We start from the raw sequence: 16396 nt of genomic DNA on the forward strand, positions 1-16396 counted from the left end.
CTTGTGCTCATCTTCCCGGTATGTTAAAAGAATCATATCCTTCAACGAGGGGAGGCTGACACGATGAGCGACGTATGTTATACCTTTGAGGCCGCCGTGGAGATGGCGGTAAAGATGGAAGACGAGGGGTTCAGGCATTATCTGGACGCCATGCGGGTGGTGAAGAACAAGGGAGCCCGGGAAATCCTGCGGGATGCGGCCCTGGACGAGCTGAACCACAAGCACGAGCTGGAAAAAGCGCTCGTCGACGGGCACATGGAAGGGGGAGACGGGCTCAGCAAGCCGGTACCCACCATGAACTTGGGGTACGTACTGGCAAAGGAGGAGTTGCGCCACGACTCCGACGCCCGGCAGGCGCTGGCCTACGCCATCCACCTGGAAAAGGGAGCCATCGACTTTTACCGGCGGATGGCAACGGGATGCGCCGGAGCACCCATGGCGAAACTGTTCGAACAGCTTCTGGCCGACGAAAGCCGCCACCTCCAGTCCCTGGAGGACATGTACGAAGAGCACTACATGACGGAGAACTAGGAAACCGGCCGACGCGGCCGGCCGTCGCACAAACAAAGAAGGGGCCACGTTCACCACGTGGCCCCTTTTCGTTCGTATCATCCTTAAAGAGATCTGTCAGCAGATCTCCATCAGTTTCAGGTCGAAGGTCAGATCCCGCCCCGCCAGGGGGTGGTTGGCATCCAGGGTCACCATGGTATCGGTCACGTTGGTGATCACCACCGAGAAGACCTGGCCACCCTCCTGCTCCACCTCCAGCTGCTGGCCGAGCTCCGGCGTAATGGTGGGGGGGAGGGCCGACCGCTCCACCTCGGCCACCATCTCCTCGATCCGCTCGCCGTAGGCCTGGTCGACCGGGATGACGACCGTCTTACTGTCTCCCGGATTCATGCCGACAATCGCATCCTCAAAACCGGGGATAACCTCACCCGCCCCGATGGTAAATTCCAGGGGGTCCGAGGAACAGTCACAATCCCCCTCCCTGCACTCCGATGAATCGAATATTTCGCCGTCCGAAAGTTTTCCCGTGTAGTGGACCTTGACCCGGTCCCCCTTCTTTGCCTGTGCCATGGCTTCCGCCTTTCCCGATCGATTTTACACCCGGCGCGACTATAGCAGAGTGAGGGGGATTATGCCATGACAAATGGGTGCCGCGGCCGGGCGCGGCCGCCATCCGCTTCATCAAAGCCGGCCCTGCTACTTCAGCTCGAACGACACCTTGAGCACCACCTGGTACTCGGCAATCGCACCGTCCTCACCCACATGCCCCCGCACGTCCTGGACCTCGAACCAGGAAATCTTGTCCAGGGTTTTATGGGCCTTGGCAACCGCCGACTGAATCGCCGCCTCGATGCTCTCCTTGGCGACGCCGATCACTTCCACCTTCTTGTAAACCCTGTTCGCTCCGTACATAGGTAACCTCCTTTTATACAGTGCTGTGTGTTGTGTAAGTGTACCATTCGAACCGGCCAACTCAACACTTCCCTTCCGCGCTCCGGAGGTCATCAAAGATTTCAAGGGGACATCTTCATTGAAACGCGGGGGGCATGCTCGTGAGTCTCCACCCCGACTTCTCCACGTAGTGCCACTGCTGCCGGTCCTCCACCGTCCTGAGGGTCAGGCCTGACGGGCCGTAGTAATCGAATTCCACCAGCACTTCGGCAGTTTTCTTATCCTCATAATAGTCCACGCTTTTCACCCGGTAGTCGGCGATTTTCACACCCTTGGCGGCGACGAGATGTTTTTCGTACTCCGGGCGGGTGGTCTTGTCCGCATAACTCACTGCGGCCTGGTTCAACTCCGACCAGCGAACCATCCTGTTGTAGTCGCGGGAGCTCTTGTCGAACTGTTCCCGGTACGGATAAAGTGTCTCGCAACCGGCGAGAATCGCCGTGAGACAGAGGAGTGCGATGATGGTTCTCCACATGGTTTCCGACCTTTCAGGGTGTCACCCCTTGATGAATTTGACCAGCTCGACGGCGATCTCGTACTTGCCGAAGGGGGGCATGAGATAGAATCCCCCCACCCGTCCCCGCACCGTTTCGATGAATTCCCGGGCGATGGCGAGCCCTTCCCGTACCCCGGCCTCTTTCTCTTTCCCCCGCATCCGTTGGCGGATTGCCTCGGGGATCACGATCCCCGGCACCTCATTGTGGAGATAGTCACAGTTCCGCTCGCTCACCAACGGCAAGATGCCGGGGAGGATCGGAATGCCGAGCCGGGCCGTCCGTTCCAGCATCTCATCCAGCCGGTCGACGTCGTAGAGCGGCTGGGTCTGGGCGAATACAGCGCCATTCTTCACTTTTTTCACCAGGCGTGCCGCCTGCACCTCCATCTTCGGTGAATTGGGATTGAAGGCGCAGCCGATGGTGAAGCCGGTGCCGTCGCCAATGGGATTACCCAGGCCGTTTACCCCGGCGTTCAGGTCTGCCAGGAGCTTGATGAGGGTGAAGGAATTGAGGTCGAAGACCGACGTGGCGCCGGCATGTTCCCCGAGCCGGGCCGGGTCGCCGGTCACCGCCAGGATTGAGCGGATGCCAAGAAGCGATGCCCCCATCAGGTCCGACTGGAGCCCGAGGAGGTTCCGGTCGCGGCAGGTGATGTGGACGATGACCTCGATCCCCACTTCTCGCTGGATAAGGCTCGCCAAGGCAATGTTTCCCATGCGCACCCGGGCCAGGGGGTTCTCCGCCAAGTTGATGGCGTCCGCCCCGGCTGCTTTCAGGGCGCGGCTGCCGGCCAGCACCTTGCCGCAGTCGAGCCCTCGGGGGGGATCGAGCTCAACGGTGACGACCGGCTCCTTCCCCCAACGAGCAAGGAAACCGTCTGTCCGGGAGGGAGGACCGGGCTTGCTCTCGGTAACACCCGCAACGACGGCAACCTGTCGGGCAACTGGCCGCATTCCTTTAAGCCGCTCGGCAAGGAGCCGGATATGGTCCGGAGTGGTGCCGCAGCAGCCGCCGATGAGGCATGCCCCGGCCGCTACCATCTCCCGTGCCCGGTCGGCAAAATAGTCGGGAGTAGTGCGGTAGATGTAGCGGCCGTCCACGTATTCGGGGAAGCCGCTGTTGGCGAAGGCTGCCAGGGGGAGATCGGTAGCTGCCGCCATGCGGCGCAGCGTAGCAAGTATTTCCAAAGGCCCTGCGCCGCAGTTGGCGCCGATCAGGTCAGCGCCAACTGCGGTTAGCTGCCGTGCAGCCGTTTCCGCGTCGGTACCGCCACCGGTCCGTCCCCCTTCCAGGAAGGCCATGCTCGCCACCACGGGAAGTCCGGTGGCTTTTGCGGCCGCCAGGGCGCAGAGGAGCTGGGGGAGGTCCGAAAATGTTTCCAGCTGGAACAGGTCGATTCCCCCCTCGGCAAGTGCCTCCGCCTGCTCCCGGAAGATAACGGTCATCTCTGCCGGCGAAAGTTCCTTTTCCTCCCCCTTCAGCCGGGCCAGCGGGCCAATGGAGCCGGCGACGAAGACCTCCCGTCCGGCCGCAGCTTCCCGGGCCAGTTCCGCCCCCCGCCGGTTGATCTCCCGGACCTTCCGCTCCAGGCCGATGGCTGTCAGCTTCGTGTGGTTTGCGCCAAAGGTGTTGGTCTCGATGACCCGGGCGCCGGCCGCCAGGTACTCGGCATGGAGTTCGGCCACGAGGGACGGACGGACCAGGTTGAGGTGCTCGAAGTTGACGTCCAGTCCGACCCCCTTGCTGTAGAGCATGGTGCCGATGGCGCCGTCGCCGACGAGTATTTCACTGTGCAGCCGTTCCAGAAAATTCACGAAAACTCTCCACTACAATTTCACCGCAGAGGTCACGGAGGGGCGCGGAGTAAGAATACTACACGGAAGATATCCCATGCACCGGTGCAAATCAACACACAAATCAGCAAGGGGTGGGTGTCCCGTGGAGCGAATGTGCCCGAGTGCCAACCGGTGTAGGCGAAATTGAGCTAAGCCGGCCGAACGGCCGGCGCGAAATGAGCCATACAGCGGTGCACGAGGGGACTCTGAGCACAACGGGGCACTCACCCCTTACGGATTATCTCCAGGGCGAACAGGCTGGTGCTATTCCTCCCGTTTGTCGCTATCTGTCCCCCGTCAGTTCTTGCAGCAGGTAGAGTTTCGGGTTCAGCCCCTGCACGCAGGCGATGATTTCCTTAAGTCGCTCCTCTTCGATCCCTTCCTCCATGTCGATCCCCTGGAAATAGGGATACCCCTTGGGAAGGGGGGAATAGCTGCCGTCCCTCAAGAGCGACACATCCACCATGTCGTTGACCCGCCCCGCCCCCTCCCACGGGTCGCGGTAGTTGAACTGGCGAGCGACGATATGGAGCCCCATGCCGTTGGGGAAGACACCCTTCACCTCGAAGGAAAAATCCCGCGGCGAGCCGTAGTGCTCGGACCGCCCATCCCGTGCCATCACCTGCGCCCCCGCTGTTTCCAGCAACTGCCGCACGGATTCGGCGGTCATCGGTGCGAATTCACCCATCGTAAGTTCCTTTTCAAAAAAAGTTTTTGGCAATCCTAAATACGGCAGGGACGTGGATTTTGTTCAAGTCAAGGCGATCGAGGGACGACGCGGAGACGTAGTACCCAGCAATCGGGCATAAACAGCGCTACGTCGCACAATTTCGCTTGCGAAATTGGACCGCGAAGGCGCCCCGCAGGGGGCGGCCGACAGGCCGAGTCACAAGGAATCCCGAAGATCAACGCAGAGATTGGGCAAAAGCCGCGTTCCTACACATCCAGCCGCAATTCCACCCCCCACGGCACCGGCTTCTCCCCCTCCCGGGTCAGCACCCAGAGGGTCGGAAACTCCATGGTTTCCGGCACCTCGCCGAAACCATCGGTAAGGTAGATGACCGCCGCCGGCCGGGGGTGGAGGGTGCGGGCGTGGTCGAAGACGGGCCGGAGGTCGGTGAAGCCGCCGCCGTGGTAACTCTCCACCGCCATCCCGCTCCCCCGGAGGCTGGCGATACGCTGGATGCGGCTGTTGGCGTAAAGGACGGTGATCTGTGCTTCCCGCCCCCGGGCGATTCGGACAAGCTCCCGGGCGAACTCCTCCCGCAGCTCCGGCGCGTTGGTGGAATCGCTCACGTCTACCCCCACGAGGAGATTGAGGCGGTGGCGCTTCCGGATGCCGGGAGTGAGGTGTTCGAAGCGGCGGTGCTCACGGCTCCAGGAGGTCTGTCGCCCGACCCGGCCGGCAGTGGCCACAAACTGGCGCAACACCTGCCGCCAGGGAATGGGAGACGGCGCAAGAAGCCCGCCGACGAGTTCACGTACGTCCGCCGGCACCTCTCCGTCGCAGGCACGCCACGCCTCCCGGACCATCCCCCGCACCACCTCCTCCGCAAGGCGGAGCGGCGTGCTATCCGCCTCATCCCAGAGGGTATGGTCGTCCACCGTGGTTCCGGCCAGTCGAGGGAGGTCCTCTTCCCCTGGCCCGGCATGGCCGCCGACATCCCGGCTGGCGTTGCCGATCCCGCTCCCTTCCAGGTTGCCGGTGTCGAAGGGGGGAGTGAGCCGGGCGTAGTACTCCTCGGCGGCCAGACCCTCCGGTTGGCGGTAGGCGGAGGGGATTGGCGCATCGTCGGGGAGACGGGCGATGGAGGTATTGATGGCGAGGTCGCAGGCGATGTCCCAGTCATGCCGGTTCCGACCCTTGCCGCGCGCCATGTGCAGGTGGAGGACGTGCTTGATGGCATGCTCCAGAAGCCCTTCCTGCACAGCCGGTTCCAGCCGGGCAAACGTCTCCCCGTTCACCGCCAGGACCGGCAAACCGGCGCGGATGGTCACGCCGAGGGGGTGCTTACCCCTCACCTCCTCCCGGCGGAAACCGAGGAGAAACTGGCCATAGAAGGGGCGCTCCCTAAGGAGCCGGACGACAGCGTTTTCCAGGATTCTGTTCATAGGGGGCAATTCTGTCACCGGTACATGGTAGACGTAGTCAACGATCTTGCCGGGTACCGTGAGGAAAAAGTTGTATCAGAACGGAGAACTTCGATGAGTGTAATGAACAAGTGACGGATTCGTCAAATAGTAATCTCGAGGGTATGAAACAGAATGATGCAGACGGCTCTTTTTTGTCTAGCTGGCAGATTTGCGTGGTGAGCCCGGTACACCGAGCCAGCCCGTGCCGAGGACCATCAGGGATGCCGTCGCCACCATCAGCCCGCCAAACGAGCCGCTGAACAATGACACCAGGAGGGTGGAGAGGGGGAAGAACACAATGTAGATGACCATCTCGCCCACTCCCATGGGGGTTTTCATGGTATTCGCGTAAAACAGCAGGTAGTAGAGCGGCCCGCCAAACCAGATACCAACCAGCATGGCCATGGCGGCCGTCATAAGGAGCGCCTGGGACGAGGTCTTTTTCACGAAGAACCAGAACGTGAACCCACAGGCAAGCGGCAACAGGAGGATTTTGACGATGATCCAGACCGCGGTGGAGATATCCCGCGCGAAAGGATTTATGAGTGCGTCAGCCCCCCAGAATACAAGCCCGCCGAGCAGGGGGCATATGAGCCAGATGTGGGATTTCTTCATGGAAAGCCCCGGGCACGGAGATACAATTCATTTGCCGGCTATTGATTTATAAACTATACCCCCCTCGGAAAAACAAGTCGAGCCATCAGAGATATCCATTCCTTTCCGGCTTTTTCCCTTGCGGCAACGGCGCTCCTGTAGTACCTTTCGGCGATATATTACCCAGCTATTAATTGGCCGAGGACAAAGACATGGCGAAGGATCTGAATCGCGGTTCGCGGATGATACGGTTCCTGCTGATAACCGCCCTGGTATGCGCTGTAGTCGGGATCTACGATGCATTCATGATGGTGGCCACGGCGGGGGTGCGCTCCTACGCCTATGCAAGCGGCGCGGCCTTTGCTCTGAACGGCGTAGCAGTGCTGGCAGTCATGCTGATGCTGGCTCGGCGCAAGCTGGTGCACAAGGTCAGGGTGCTGGCGGCGGCCATGGACCGGGGATCAGAAGGAGACCTTACCGCCAAGGTCGATGCCACGTCCGACGATGAATTCGGCATGTTGAACGCCAATTTCAACGCCATGCTCGACAAACTGGGAGGGATGACCAGCCGGGTCAACCTTACCCTTGCCGAGTTGCGCCAGATAGCGGCCGACATCAACGAGGTGGCGGGACGAGGTGTCGCCGCGGCCAGGGTCCAGTCGGAGGCGGTGGCCGGTACCACCGGTGCGGTTCAGGAGATCGACCAGTCGCTGCGCGAGGTGGCCCGGTCGGTGGAAAGCCTCGCCGGCTCGGCGACGGAGAATGCCGCTTCCATCCAGGAGATGTCGGCCAGTATCGACCAGGTGATCCAGAACGTGGAGGCGCTGGCCTTGGCGGTCACGGAAGTGAGCTCGTCCATTTTCGAGATGGCGGCGGCGGAGAAGGAGATTGGCAGCAGCGTCACCAGCCTCCTGGACGAATCCAGGACTGCGGCGTCGCTGGTGACTGAGCTCGACCTTTCCATCAAGCAGGTGGAGGAGCATGCCGTCGATACGGCAGCCATTTCGGAAACGGTCCGGCAGGACGCCGAGAGCGGCCGAACGTCGGTGGAAGCGACCATCAGCGGCATCGGCGAGATCCGGCGGGCATCGGGGACCGCTTTTGCTGCAATCGAGCACCTGTCGGCCCGGGCCGTGGACATCGGCAAGATCCTGTTGGTGATCGATGAAGTGGCGGAGCAGACCAAGCTCCTTTCCCTCAATGCCTCAATCATCGCCGCCCAAGCGGGGGAGCAGGGGAAGGGTTTCGCGGTGGTGGCGGACGAGATCAAGGAGCTGGCCCGACGAACCAGTGATTCGACGCGGGAGATCGGGGAGATCGTCAAGGGGGTCCAGGAAGAGACGGGGCATGCCGTGGCGGCCATCAAGGTTGTGGAGCGGCGTGTCGTGGAAGGGGGAGAGTTGTCCCAGCGTTCCGGTGCGGCCCTGGATAAGATCGTTGGCGGCGTACAGATGGCAACCGAACGGGTCGAGGTGATCGCCCGGACTACCGAGGAGCAGTCGATGGCAAGCCAGGAGATGAGCCGGGTTATGGAGCGGGTGGCGGAAATGGTAAGCCAGATCGACAAGTCGACCCGGGAGCAGGGGCATGGCAACGAATTGATCATGGCGGCCGCCGAACGGATGAAGGCGCTGACCGGCCAGGTACGCACCTCGACCCGAGAGCAGAGCGGCACCGGCAAACACATCGTCCGCGCCACCGAAGATATTTCCTCCATGATCGAGCAGATCCGGAACGCCACCGCTGTCCAGACGGAAGGGAGCCAGCGGATCGTCGGGGCCATGGCGGACATGGAGCGGTCCACCCGGACCAATGCGGATGCCACCAAGGTCATGGACGGCGCCGTAGCCCGGCTCACCGGCCAGATAGAACTCCTGAAAAAAGAGATGGGGGGATTCAAGGTGCAGGAGTAAGGGGTTAGGGGCTAGGGGGGAGATAGCCTGCCGCCAGCTGCCGGTATGCAGCGACCTGTGCCTCTTCCCAGGCAGTATCCCGTCCCAGTTCGTATGCCACGAGGCGGGCCACCGTTGGCGCCATCTCCATGCTGGCCCGGGCATCGAGAAAGAGCGCCCGGGTCCGGCGCGCCAGGATATCTTCCACGGTCCGGGCGTATTCCCGCCGCACTCCCCAGATCACATCGACGCCCCGCCAGGGATACCGTGGATGGAGCCGTGCCCCCCAGGCGGGGTTCTCCGCCGCAAGCCCCTCCACTTCCGCGGCGTCGCTGCCGTATTCCCCCATAGTTACCTCTTCCCGAGCCGTTTCCTGCCACCCATGGATCCGCAATTCCTGCGTCACCGACGGCCGTTCCACGAGGCCGGCAACCGCTGCGGCAGCAGTGACCGTTTCTTCCCCCATGTGGCGATAAGTGGTCCACTTCCCCCCCGTAATGGTGACAAGGCCGGAGCTGCTGACGAGAAGGGTATGGTCGCGGGCAAGGGAGGCGGTGCTACCTCCCTTGCCGCTCTGGACAAGGGGACGCAGGCCGGCAAAGACGCTCAGCACGTCACGGGGCGTGGGGTGGCGGGTGAGATAGCGGGCGGCGTGGGCAAGGAGAAAACCGATCTCCTCCGGCAGGGGGCGCGGTTCGAGTGGGGTAGCATCGACCGGGGTGTCGGTGGTGCCGACGATAACCCGATCATGCCAGGGAACGGCGAACAGGACCCGGCCGTCGTCGGTGTGGGGGACCATGATGGCACTGTCGCCGGGGAGGAAGGACCGGTCGAGCACCAGGTGCACCCCCTGGCTCGGGACGATGAGCGGGGCGCAGTTCGGATCGTCCAGCCGCCGCATGCCGTCGGTGAAGACGCCGGTGGCGTTGACCACCACCCGGGCCGAAAGTTCGAACTGCTCACCATGTTCCTCATCCCTGGCGATCACCCCTGTCACCAGCCCTTGCTCCTTGACAAGCCCCGTGACCCGCACGTAGTTGAGCGGCGTCCCCCCCAAGTCCTCCAGGGTCCGGGCCAGGGCGACGGCAAGGCGGGCATCGTCGAACTGGCCGTCGTGGTAGATCACCCCACCCCTGAGTCCCTGCGGCTCAATGGTCGGGATGCGGGCCAGGGTCTCTTCCCGCGAGAGAAGCTGGGACGGCCCCAGGCCGAGCTTTCCCGCCAGCATGTCATACAATTTAAGGCCGATCCCGTAGAATGGCCCTTCCCACCAGTCGTAGAGGGGGACCACGAAAGAGAGGTTGTGCACCAGATGGGGGGCGGTCCGGATGAGAAGTCCCCGTTCCCGCAGTGCCTCCAGCACGAGGGACACATTTCCCTGCTGGAGGTAGCGGACGCCGCCGTGGATCAGCTTGGTGCTCCGGCTCGACGTCCCCTTGGCGAAGTCGTGCTGCTCCAGGAGGAGGGTGCGGTACCCCCGCCCGGCAGCATCCACCGCGGTGCCGAGGCCGGTGGCACCGCCGCCGATGACGATGATGTCCCACGGAGTGCGGCCCGCAAGGCGCTTGAGGAACCGGTCGCGGTCGGTACTCATGGCGATGGTTCTCCCGGCACGACCCACCCCTTGGCCCGTTCCAGCGCCCGGCTCCAACCGGCGCGCAGTTCAGCCACACGCTCCACCGGAAGATCCGGGACGAAGGTCCGATCCAGCTGCCAGTGGGCGGCGATTTCGGCCTGGTCCCGCCAGTAGCCGACCGCCAGCCCTGCCAGGCAGGCGGCACCGAGGGCAGTGGTTTCATGAACGATCGGTCGTGTCACCGGCACCCGGAGGAGATCGGCCTGGAACTGCATGAGCAGATCGTTGCCTGCCGCGCCGCCGTCCACCCGCAGTTCCTTTAGGGGAAGACCGGCATCGTCCTCCATGGCCTGGAGGAGATCGGCCACCTGGAAGGCGATTCCTTCCAGGGTTGCCCGGGCGATATGGGCGGCGGTGGTACCGCGGGTTATGCCAACCATGGTCCCCCGGGCGTATTGGTCCCAGTGGGGAGCGCCGAGCCCCGCGAAGGCGGGAACCAGGTAGACCCCACCGCTGTCGGGGACCGATGCGGCCAACGGTTCCACCTCGGCGGCGGAGCGGATGATGCCGAGTCCATCTCGTAGCCACTGCACGGCGGCGCCGGCGATGAAGACGCTTCCTTCCAAGGCGTAATCGGTCCGGTCGCCGATGCGCCACGCCACAGTGGTGAGGAGGTTGTTCCGAGAAGGGACTGCCGTGGCGCCGGTCTGCATGAGCATGAAACAGCCGGTACCGTAGGTGTTCTTTACCATGCCGGGCCGAGTGCAGGCTTGGCCGAACAGGGCTGCCTGCTGGTCGCCGGCGATACCGGCGATCGGCACGGGTACGGCGAAGAGGCCGGGGGCGGTCTCGCCGTAGACCTCACTGGAGCCAACCACTTCGGGGAGGAGGTTAGCCGGTATCCGCAGTAACTCCAGCAGTTCCGCGTCCCAGCATCCCCGGTGGATGTCGAACATCAGGGTCCGGGAGGCGTTGCTGATGTCGGTCAGGTGGCACTTTCCCCCGGTCAGGTTCCAGGCCAGCCAGGAGTCGACGGTGCCGAAGGCGAGTTCGCCCGCTTCTGCTCGCCGCCGGGCATCGGGAATGTTGTCCAGGAGCCAGGCAAGCTTGGTTCCCGAGAAATAGGCGTCCAGCACCAGGCCGGTCCTTTCCCGAAAGAGCGGCTCCACCCCTGCTTCCTTCAACCGGTCACAGGCGGCCGCGGTGCGCCGGTCCTGCCAGACGATGGCATTATGGAGTGGTTTGCCGGTCTGGCGATCCCAGAGGAGGGTGGTTTCCCGCTGGTTGGTGATGCCGATGGCGGCAATATCGGCCATGGTCAACCCCGCCCGGGTTACCGCCTCCATGGCGACCCCCACCTGCGATGCCCATATCTCGTTGCCGTCCTGTTCCACCCAGCCGGGCTGGGAGAAGAACTGGCGGAACTCCCTCTGTGCCATTCCTCGTATCGTGCCGACCCGGTCGAATACCATGGCACGTGAGCTGGTGGTCCCCTGGTCGAGGGCGAGGATGAATTTCATGGTTCCTCCGCGAAAAATGGTCTGCCATCCAGTATACTTGAAGCAGTGCAAAGGGCAAAGCGTTGTCTTTGCCCGGTCCGCCAAGGAGAACGACATCCCATGCGCCCCAACTTCCACCCATCCCTCATCAACGGCCCCTTCGATGACCCGGGGGTCTATGTCGATTTCCTCTTTGAGCGGCGGGCGCTCCTCTTCGACCTGGGTGATCCGGGCACCCTCACCCCCCGCAAGCTGTTGCGGGTCAGCCATGTCTTCGTCTCCCATACCCACGTGGACCACTTCATCGGGTTCGACCACCTGGTGCGACTCTGCCTGGGGCGGGACAAGCGGCTCCACCTGTACGGCCCCGCCGGTTTCACCGACCGGGTCGGCCACCGGCTCGCCGGCTATACCTGGAACCTGGTGCAGGACTACCCGACCGACTTCACGGTGGTGGCCACCGAACTCCATCAGGACGGCACCGCCCTGACAGCAGAATTCCACTGTCTGCGCCAATTTGCCCGGGAGGCCGAACGCCGCGAAACCTTCCGCGACGGCATAATACTGGACGAGGCAGCCTTTCGGGTCCGCGTCGCCTTTCTCCAGCACCGGATTCCGTCTCTCGCCTTCGCGCTGGAGGAAAAGCAGCACGTCAGCGTCAGGAAGAACCGGCTGGCGGAACGGGGATGGCGGGTCGGCCCGTGGCTTGCCGAACTGAAGCGGGCTATCCTGGCGGAGGAGGCGGACGACATTTCGTTCCGGGTCTGGTGGCGTGAGGGGGGAAGGGAGCATGAGGAGTTTCACCCCCTCGGCAGGCTGAAGGAAGAGATCGTGACCATTGTCCCCGGCCAGAAGATCGCCTACGTGACCGACGCAGTCTGCACGGAGGAGAACGCCGGCCGGATCGTGGAACTGTCCCGCGGTTCCGACTACCTTTTCATCGAGGCGGTGTTCCTCCATGCCGAGGCGGACCGGGCTTTTGACCGCTGTCACCTGACGGCGCGCCAGGCGGGGGAACTGGCCCGGGCTGCCGGGGTGATCAGGGTGCAGCCGTTTCATTTCTCTCCCCGCTACCAGTATGCCGAGGAAGAGGTACGGCGGGAAGTGGCAGAGGCTTTCACCGGCAGCGAAGCTAAGGAGTGAGGAAGCATGTCGTACTAAGTTGCATTCTTACGTTTATTTTTGCGGATTTTCCTCTATAATTACTCTGGCGATTTTCGCTGACTGCACGAAGTCTCGCTTGGTACCGGGAGAGGGAGATAACATCATGACGTTTGCCGAACTGGAAGAGCTCTCGGCTAGTGCGATGGAGGCCATGGATGAGGGTGATACGGCGAATGCCCTCGCCTGTTTCGAGAAGTTATTGGCCGTGGAGCGCCGCCCTCTGTACATTTCCTGTCTGGCATTCTGCGTGGCCCGGGAGCAGGGGGAGTTCAAGCGGGCCGTGTCTCTCTGCAAGAACGCCATCAAGGAGGAGCCGAAAAACGCCCAGCACTTCCTGTGGCTCGGGCGGATCCACCTGCTGGCCGGGCAGAAAAAGGATGCCATCAGGATATTCAGGATGGGTCTGCGGCATCAACGAAGTGCCGATATCCAGAAAGAACTCGATCGGCTGGGGGTAAGGAGAGATCCGCCGGTTCCCTTCCTGCGGCGGGAAAATCCGGTTAACAGGGTGCTCGGCAAAGCGCTTAAAATAATCGGCACGAGGTAACCAGGAGTACGTCTGGAGTGGGGGGATGTTACCGACAGGTTCCGTTCAGGGGGGAGAATGATTCGCCATATTACCTTGAAGAGCCATGCCAGGACCGAGTTCATCGACATCACCGGTGACGTGAGGGAACTGGTGAAGCAGGCCGGCATCAAGAACGGGGTCATCCACCTGTTCATCCTCCACACCACCGCGGCAATCACCGTGAACGAGGGGGCCGACCCTGCGGTGCAGCGGGACATCAACGGTTTCCTCAGCAAGCTGGTCCCCAACGATCCCTATTTCACCCACAGCGAAGGGAATTCCGACGCCCACATCAAGTCGTCACTGGTCGGCACCTCCCAGACCCTGCTGGTGGATGGGGGGAAACTGGTGCTCGGCACCTGGCAGGCGGTCTATTTCTGCGAGTTCGATGGGCCGCGGGAGCGGAAGGTCGCCGTGCGGATCGCTGCCGACGACTGAAACGACATCCTTTCAAACAAAAACGGCACCGATTCCGGTGCCGTTTCCTTTCGTAGTGTCTTCAAATGGCGAGTCGTAAAGCGTTTTGACAGAACCCGCGACGTCAGCGGGCCATGAGCTCGTTGCACATCTGCTGGTAGGATTCTTCACCGTTGACGAACCGGGTGATCCTCACTCCCATGCCGCATTTCTTGACGATGTGAATCATCTGGGGAGGGACCTTCTTGGCCCACATGACCCGCCCCTCAAGGTGGAGGACCTGGTCGTTGGAGACCGTCAGGATGATATTGATCTTGGTTCCCGGCGGACAGATATTGGTGGTCTTGATGAACAGCCCTTCGGGAGAAATGTCCTCCGTGAAGGCCATACGGACCGGTTCAGCCACCCCGAAGCGGAGCGCAAGCCGTTTGCGCAGTCGTATGATGTCCCGTTTCTCCGCCATTTCTCCTCGCCCCCCGTTAATTAAAAGGTTAACTCAATCTATCATTATTCATGCCAATGTAAACAATTTTTTAATATAATTATTTCCATGGGAACCGAGCAGGTAACGCTCCGGAAGAAGAACCTGAATCCGGGCTATCAGGAGTTGAGGTAGTCGCCGATTTTTTCCGCCAGTGTCCGGTAGATCCGCTCGCATTCCGCCGTGTCCTTCTCCAGGAGGGTGACCCGGAATCCCTGGAGGGGGGAGTTGAAAGACGAGAGGGGGACGATGCAGATACCGGTGTGGGCGAGAATATAGTAGACGAAGCGCTTGTCGGGCGATACGCCGGGGGCGTTGACGAGACCTTCCACCAGTTCCTTCACCTCCGGGTTGGAGATCGGGAGACTCTGGCGGTGATTGAGAAGCCCGTCCTCGAAGGCGACCGCCATGTAGAAAGCGCCGTTGGTCCGATTGACCATGAGTCCCGGCACCTTATTCAGGAAGTTGTAGGTGATGTTGCTCGCCTTCTCGTAGCACGCCACCCGCTCCGCCAGGTAGGAGGCGTACTGGGGGTGCTGCATGATCGCCGGGATGGCCCGCTGGGGGAGGGTGGTGGAGCAGACCTCGTTCATCTTGGAGGTGAGGATGGCATTGATGTACTTCTTGAAGCGCTCGTCCCTGCCGTAGTTGTAGACCTCGGTCCAGCCACAGCGGGAGCCGGGCCAGGGAAACTCCTTGGAAATCCCCTTCATGGCGATGGCCGGCACGTCGCCGATCACGTCGGAGATGGGGACGGTATGCTCACCGTTATAGACGATGTTGTTATAGACCTCGTCGGCGATGATGAAAAGGTCGAACTCACGGGCGATGGCGACGATTCCCCGCAGGGTATCCACGGGATAGACCATGCCGGTTGGGTTGTCCGGGTTGATGATCATGATGCCGGCGATCTGGGGATTATACTTGACGTGGTTGCGCAGGTCCTCCAGGTCCGGGTGCCAGTTGTTGGCGGGGTCGAGCCGGTAGCAGACCGGCGCGGCGTGGGCATGGGCCGCTTCGCCGAGGGAATGGGTGGTGTAGGTGGGAGAGGGGAGCAGAACGCGGGTTTCGGGTCGCAGACAGCCATATACCTTGGCGATGGCGTCCCCCAGCCCGTTGAAGAAGATGATATCATCAGGGGTAATCTGTGCCCCGCCGCGACGGTTGGTGAGATCGCAAATGAATTCCCGCGTCTCCAGCACGCCACGGGTGTGGCAGTACCCCCAACTCTCGTTGTGCATCGCCTCACGGGCTACGATTTCCTTCATCCAGTCCGGGATAACCTCCCCCTTGACGATGGGGTCGCCGATATTCTCCCAGTTGATCTTCACGCCGTGCTTCTGGAGCTTCTCCGCAACGTTGACGATGTTCCGGATCTCGTAGGTCAGTTCGCCCGCGCCGTGGCTTACAATGTCGCTTCGCATGATGCCTCCCTGATGCTGTGTAATGGTGTACGGTGTCTGTGTTTCAAAAACAAAAAGGCCGTGGGGGGTGCCCACGGCCATTAGGTTGAAGATAAGCGGGGAGTGCTTACATGGCGGCGGGCAGACCTGCGGCGGAAAACGCCGCGGCGCTGATAGCTCGTGCAGATGCTGCTGCCATGTTGAGTGCGATCCCTTTCATGCTGTTTCGAATAACACAGACGTCGAGCTAAGTCAACGTTTTTGTGGATCAAACGTGTCGTCGATGACGATGAGGAAACGGCCGTCGACGTCCCGCCAGCGAACCCATCCGGCGGTGGCCAGGTCGATCATTGCCAGCGCCCACTCCTCCTGCAACTGGATGACGCGCATGTTGCGGGAGGAGGAAAGACTCTGCACCTCGGGTGAGGTAGACGCCGGTTCCCTCCGGAGGCTGTACACACCCTTTTTCATGCCGGCAAACAGCCGCACCACCCGTCCTTTCAGGAAGGTCTCCCAGTCGGCATACTGCCAGTGCCGCTGGAGCTGGATCCACCCCTCCCGCCCCGCCTCATCATAGGCGATGCGTAACCATGTCCCCCTTTTTCCCTGGACTGCCACGGCCGTTTCTCCCGGAGCAGTTTTCAGCACCTGCCCCAGACTGGGGAGCTTTGCCGGCGGCAGCTCCGCCAGCCGGCCGATCCCCGGTTCCCGGTAGATAACAACGATGACGGGCTCCGATGTCTCTGTCGGCGAAGACGAGCGGATCAGCAGGATGCCGCTTCCCGTGAACGGGCGCGGCTTGGCGGCATAGCCGGCGGAGGGGATGAGCAGGGAGAGGGAGAGGAGAACGGTAATGATCAGACGTATCGGCATCGG

The 16396-nt window shown here is 62.0% G+C and carries 17 protein-coding genes; 5 read left to right on the top strand and 12 right to left on the bottom strand.

The features are described 5' to 3' along the window. Nucleotides 1-63 precede the first annotated feature (63 nt). Nucleotides 64-531, top strand: coding sequence for a ferritin family protein (locus LDN04_RS02145; protein WP_223905870.1), 468 nt, complete (start codon nt 64-66; stop codon nt 529-531). 96 nt (nt 532-627) lie between these two features. Here LDN04_RS02145 and LDN04_RS02150 read toward each other — a convergent pair whose 3' ends face one another. The 7 genes from LDN04_RS02150 to LDN04_RS02180 form a co-directional block, all read right to left on the bottom strand. Continuing rightward, nucleotides 628-1080 (bottom strand): peptidylprolyl isomerase, encoded by a 453-nt coding sequence (locus LDN04_RS02150; RefSeq protein WP_223905871.1) that lies wholly within the window; start codon nt 1078-1080, stop codon nt 628-630. A gap of 126 nt (nt 1081-1206) precedes the next feature. Then, entirely contained in the window at nt 1207-1422 is a 216-nt protein-coding gene (locus LDN04_RS02155) for a dodecin (RefSeq protein WP_223905873.1), read from the bottom strand. 115 nt (nt 1423-1537) lie between these two features. Then, entirely contained in the window at nt 1538-1936 is a 399-nt protein-coding gene (locus LDN04_RS02160) for a hypothetical protein (protein WP_223905875.1), read from the bottom strand. Between the two features lie 21 nt (nt 1937-1957). Further along, nucleotides 1958-3772 carry a bifunctional homocysteine S-methyltransferase/methylenetetrahydrofolate reductase gene (locus LDN04_RS02165; RefSeq protein ID WP_223905877.1) on the bottom strand — a complete coding sequence of 605 codons (1815 nt, stop codon included), beginning with the start codon at nt 3770-3772 and terminating at the stop codon, nt 1958-1960. A 304-nt stretch (nt 3773-4076) separates the two neighbouring features. Next, nucleotides 4077-4481, bottom strand: a complete 405-nt coding sequence (locus tag LDN04_RS02170) for a hypothetical protein (RefSeq protein ID WP_223905879.1) — start codon at nt 4479-4481, stop codon at nt 4077-4079. Nucleotides 4482-4729: 248 nt separating this feature from the next. Further along, nucleotides 4730-5905 carry a VWA-like domain-containing protein gene (locus LDN04_RS02175; protein ID WP_223905881.1) on the bottom strand — a complete coding sequence of 392 codons (1176 nt, stop codon included), beginning with the start codon at nt 5903-5905 and terminating at the stop codon, nt 4730-4732. Nucleotides 5906-6082: 177 nt separating this feature from the next. Beyond that, the gene (locus LDN04_RS02180) at nt 6083-6541 is read right to left on the bottom strand and encodes a hypothetical protein (protein WP_223905883.1); all 459 of its coding nucleotides are present in this window, start codon (nt 6539-6541) and stop codon (nt 6083-6085) included. Nucleotides 6542-6732: 191 nt separating this feature from the next. On the opposite strand from LDN04_RS02180, the gene LDN04_RS02185 reads away from it, so the two are divergent. Next, nucleotides 6733-8433 (top strand): HAMP domain-containing methyl-accepting chemotaxis protein, encoded by a 1701-nt coding sequence (locus LDN04_RS02185; protein WP_223905885.1) that lies wholly within the window; start codon nt 6733-6735, stop codon nt 8431-8433. A 4-nt stretch (nt 8434-8437) separates the two neighbouring features. Here LDN04_RS02185 and LDN04_RS02190 read toward each other — a convergent pair whose 3' ends face one another. Continuing rightward, nucleotides 8438-10006 (bottom strand): glycerol-3-phosphate dehydrogenase/oxidase, encoded by a 1569-nt coding sequence (locus tag LDN04_RS02190; protein WP_223905887.1) that lies wholly within the window; start codon nt 10004-10006, stop codon nt 8438-8440. Next, nucleotides 10003-11508, bottom strand: a complete 1506-nt coding sequence (gene glpK, locus LDN04_RS02195; RefSeq protein WP_223905889.1) for a glycerol kinase GlpK — start codon at nt 11506-11508, stop codon at nt 10003-10005. The genes LDN04_RS02190 and glpK overlap by 4 nt, the downstream gene beginning before the upstream one ends. Before the next feature lie 99 nt (nt 11509-11607). Between glpK and LDN04_RS02200 the strand changes: the two genes are divergently transcribed. The 3 genes from LDN04_RS02200 to LDN04_RS02210 all read left to right on the top strand — a co-directional run bounded on the left by LDN04_RS02200 (nt 11608) and on the right by LDN04_RS02210 (nt 13657). After that, a complete protein-coding gene (locus LDN04_RS02200) occupies nt 11608-12630 on the top strand; it encodes an MBL fold metallo-hydrolase (RefSeq protein ID WP_223905891.1) in 1023 nt (340 codons plus the stop codon). 124 nt (nt 12631-12754) lie between these two features. Continuing rightward, on the top strand, nt 12755-13198 hold the full coding sequence (locus LDN04_RS02205) for a lipopolysaccharide assembly protein LapB (RefSeq protein ID WP_223905893.1): 444 nt from the start codon (nt 12755-12757) through the stop codon (nt 13196-13198). A 57-nt stretch (nt 13199-13255) separates the two neighbouring features. After that, on the top strand, nt 13256-13657 hold the full coding sequence (locus LDN04_RS02210) for a secondary thiamine-phosphate synthase enzyme YjbQ (protein WP_223905895.1): 402 nt from the start codon (nt 13256-13258) through the stop codon (nt 13655-13657). A 103-nt stretch (nt 13658-13760) separates the two neighbouring features. Here the strand turns inward: LDN04_RS02210 and LDN04_RS02215 are convergent, their stop codons facing one another. The 3 genes from LDN04_RS02215 to LDN04_RS02225 form a co-directional block, all read right to left on the bottom strand. Beyond that, the gene (locus LDN04_RS02215) at nt 13761-14099 is read right to left on the bottom strand and encodes a PilZ domain-containing protein (RefSeq protein ID WP_223905897.1); all 339 of its coding nucleotides are present in this window, start codon (nt 14097-14099) and stop codon (nt 13761-13763) included. 137 nt (nt 14100-14236) lie between these two features. Beyond that, nucleotides 14237-15541 (bottom strand): pyridoxal phosphate-dependent aminotransferase, encoded by a 1305-nt coding sequence (locus LDN04_RS02220; protein WP_223905899.1) that lies wholly within the window; start codon nt 15539-15541, stop codon nt 14237-14239. A 231-nt stretch (nt 15542-15772) separates the two neighbouring features. After that, nucleotides 15773-16393: a hypothetical protein gene (locus LDN04_RS02225; RefSeq protein WP_223905901.1), complete on the bottom strand. Its 621-nt coding sequence runs from the start codon at nt 16391-16393 to the stop codon at nt 15773-15775. Between the last annotated feature and the right edge of the window lie 3 nt (nt 16394-16396).

It is taken from the genome of Geobacter sp. AOG1, assembly GCF_019972315.1.
GTDB lineage: Bacteria > Desulfobacterota > Desulfuromonadia > Geobacterales > Geobacteraceae > Geomobilimonas.

Bases quoted from the DNA above. Each gene is read 5' to 3' on its own strand.
- LDN04_RS02180 (WP_223905883.1), bottom strand. From the start codon at position 6,541: ATGAAGAAATCCCACATCTGGCTCATATGCCCCCTGCTCGGCGGGCTT.
- LDN04_RS02155 (WP_223905873.1), bottom strand. From the start codon at position 1,422: ATGTACGGAGCGAACAGGGTTTACAAGAAGGTGGAAGTGATCGGCGTC.
- LDN04_RS02150 (WP_223905871.1), bottom strand. From the start codon at position 1,080: ATGGCACAGGCAAAGAAGGGGGACCGGGTCAAGGTCCACTACACGGGA.
- LDN04_RS02200 (WP_223905891.1), top strand. From the start codon at position 11,608: ATGCGCCCCAACTTCCACCCATCCCTCATCAACGGCCCCTTCGATGAC.
- LDN04_RS02225 (WP_223905901.1), bottom strand. From the start codon at position 16,393: ATGCCGATACGTCTGATCATTACCGTTCTCCTCTCCCTCTCCCTGCTC.
- LDN04_RS02145 (WP_223905870.1), top strand. From the start codon at position 64: ATGAGCGACGTATGTTATACCTTTGAGGCCGCCGTGGAGATGGCGGTA.
- glpK (WP_223905889.1), bottom strand. From the start codon at position 11,508: ATGAAATTCATCCTCGCCCTCGACCAGGGGACCACCAGCTCACGTGCC.
- LDN04_RS02215 (WP_223905897.1), bottom strand. From the start codon at position 14,099: ATGGCGGAGAAACGGGACATCATACGACTGCGCAAACGGCTTGCGCTC.
- LDN04_RS02185 (WP_223905885.1), top strand. From the start codon at position 6,733: ATGGCGAAGGATCTGAATCGCGGTTCGCGGATGATACGGTTCCTGCTG.
- LDN04_RS02220 (WP_223905899.1), bottom strand. From the start codon at position 15,541: ATGCGAAGCGACATTGTAAGCCACGGCGCGGGCGAACTGACCTACGAG.
- LDN04_RS02160 (WP_223905875.1), bottom strand. From the start codon at position 1,936: ATGTGGAGAACCATCATCGCACTCCTCTGTCTCACGGCGATTCTCGCC.
- LDN04_RS02210 (WP_223905895.1), top strand. From the start codon at position 13,256: ATGATTCGCCATATTACCTTGAAGAGCCATGCCAGGACCGAGTTCATC.
- LDN04_RS02175 (WP_223905881.1), bottom strand. From the start codon at position 5,905: ATGAACAGAATCCTGGAAAACGCTGTCGTCCGGCTCCTTAGGGAGCGC.
- LDN04_RS02170 (WP_223905879.1), bottom strand. From the start codon at position 4,481: ATGGGTGAATTCGCACCGATGACCGCCGAATCCGTGCGGCAGTTGCTG.
- LDN04_RS02205 (WP_223905893.1), top strand. From the start codon at position 12,755: ATGACGTTTGCCGAACTGGAAGAGCTCTCGGCTAGTGCGATGGAGGCC.
- LDN04_RS02190 (WP_223905887.1), bottom strand. From the start codon at position 10,006: ATGAGTACCGACCGCGACCGGTTCCTCAAGCGCCTTGCGGGCCGCACT.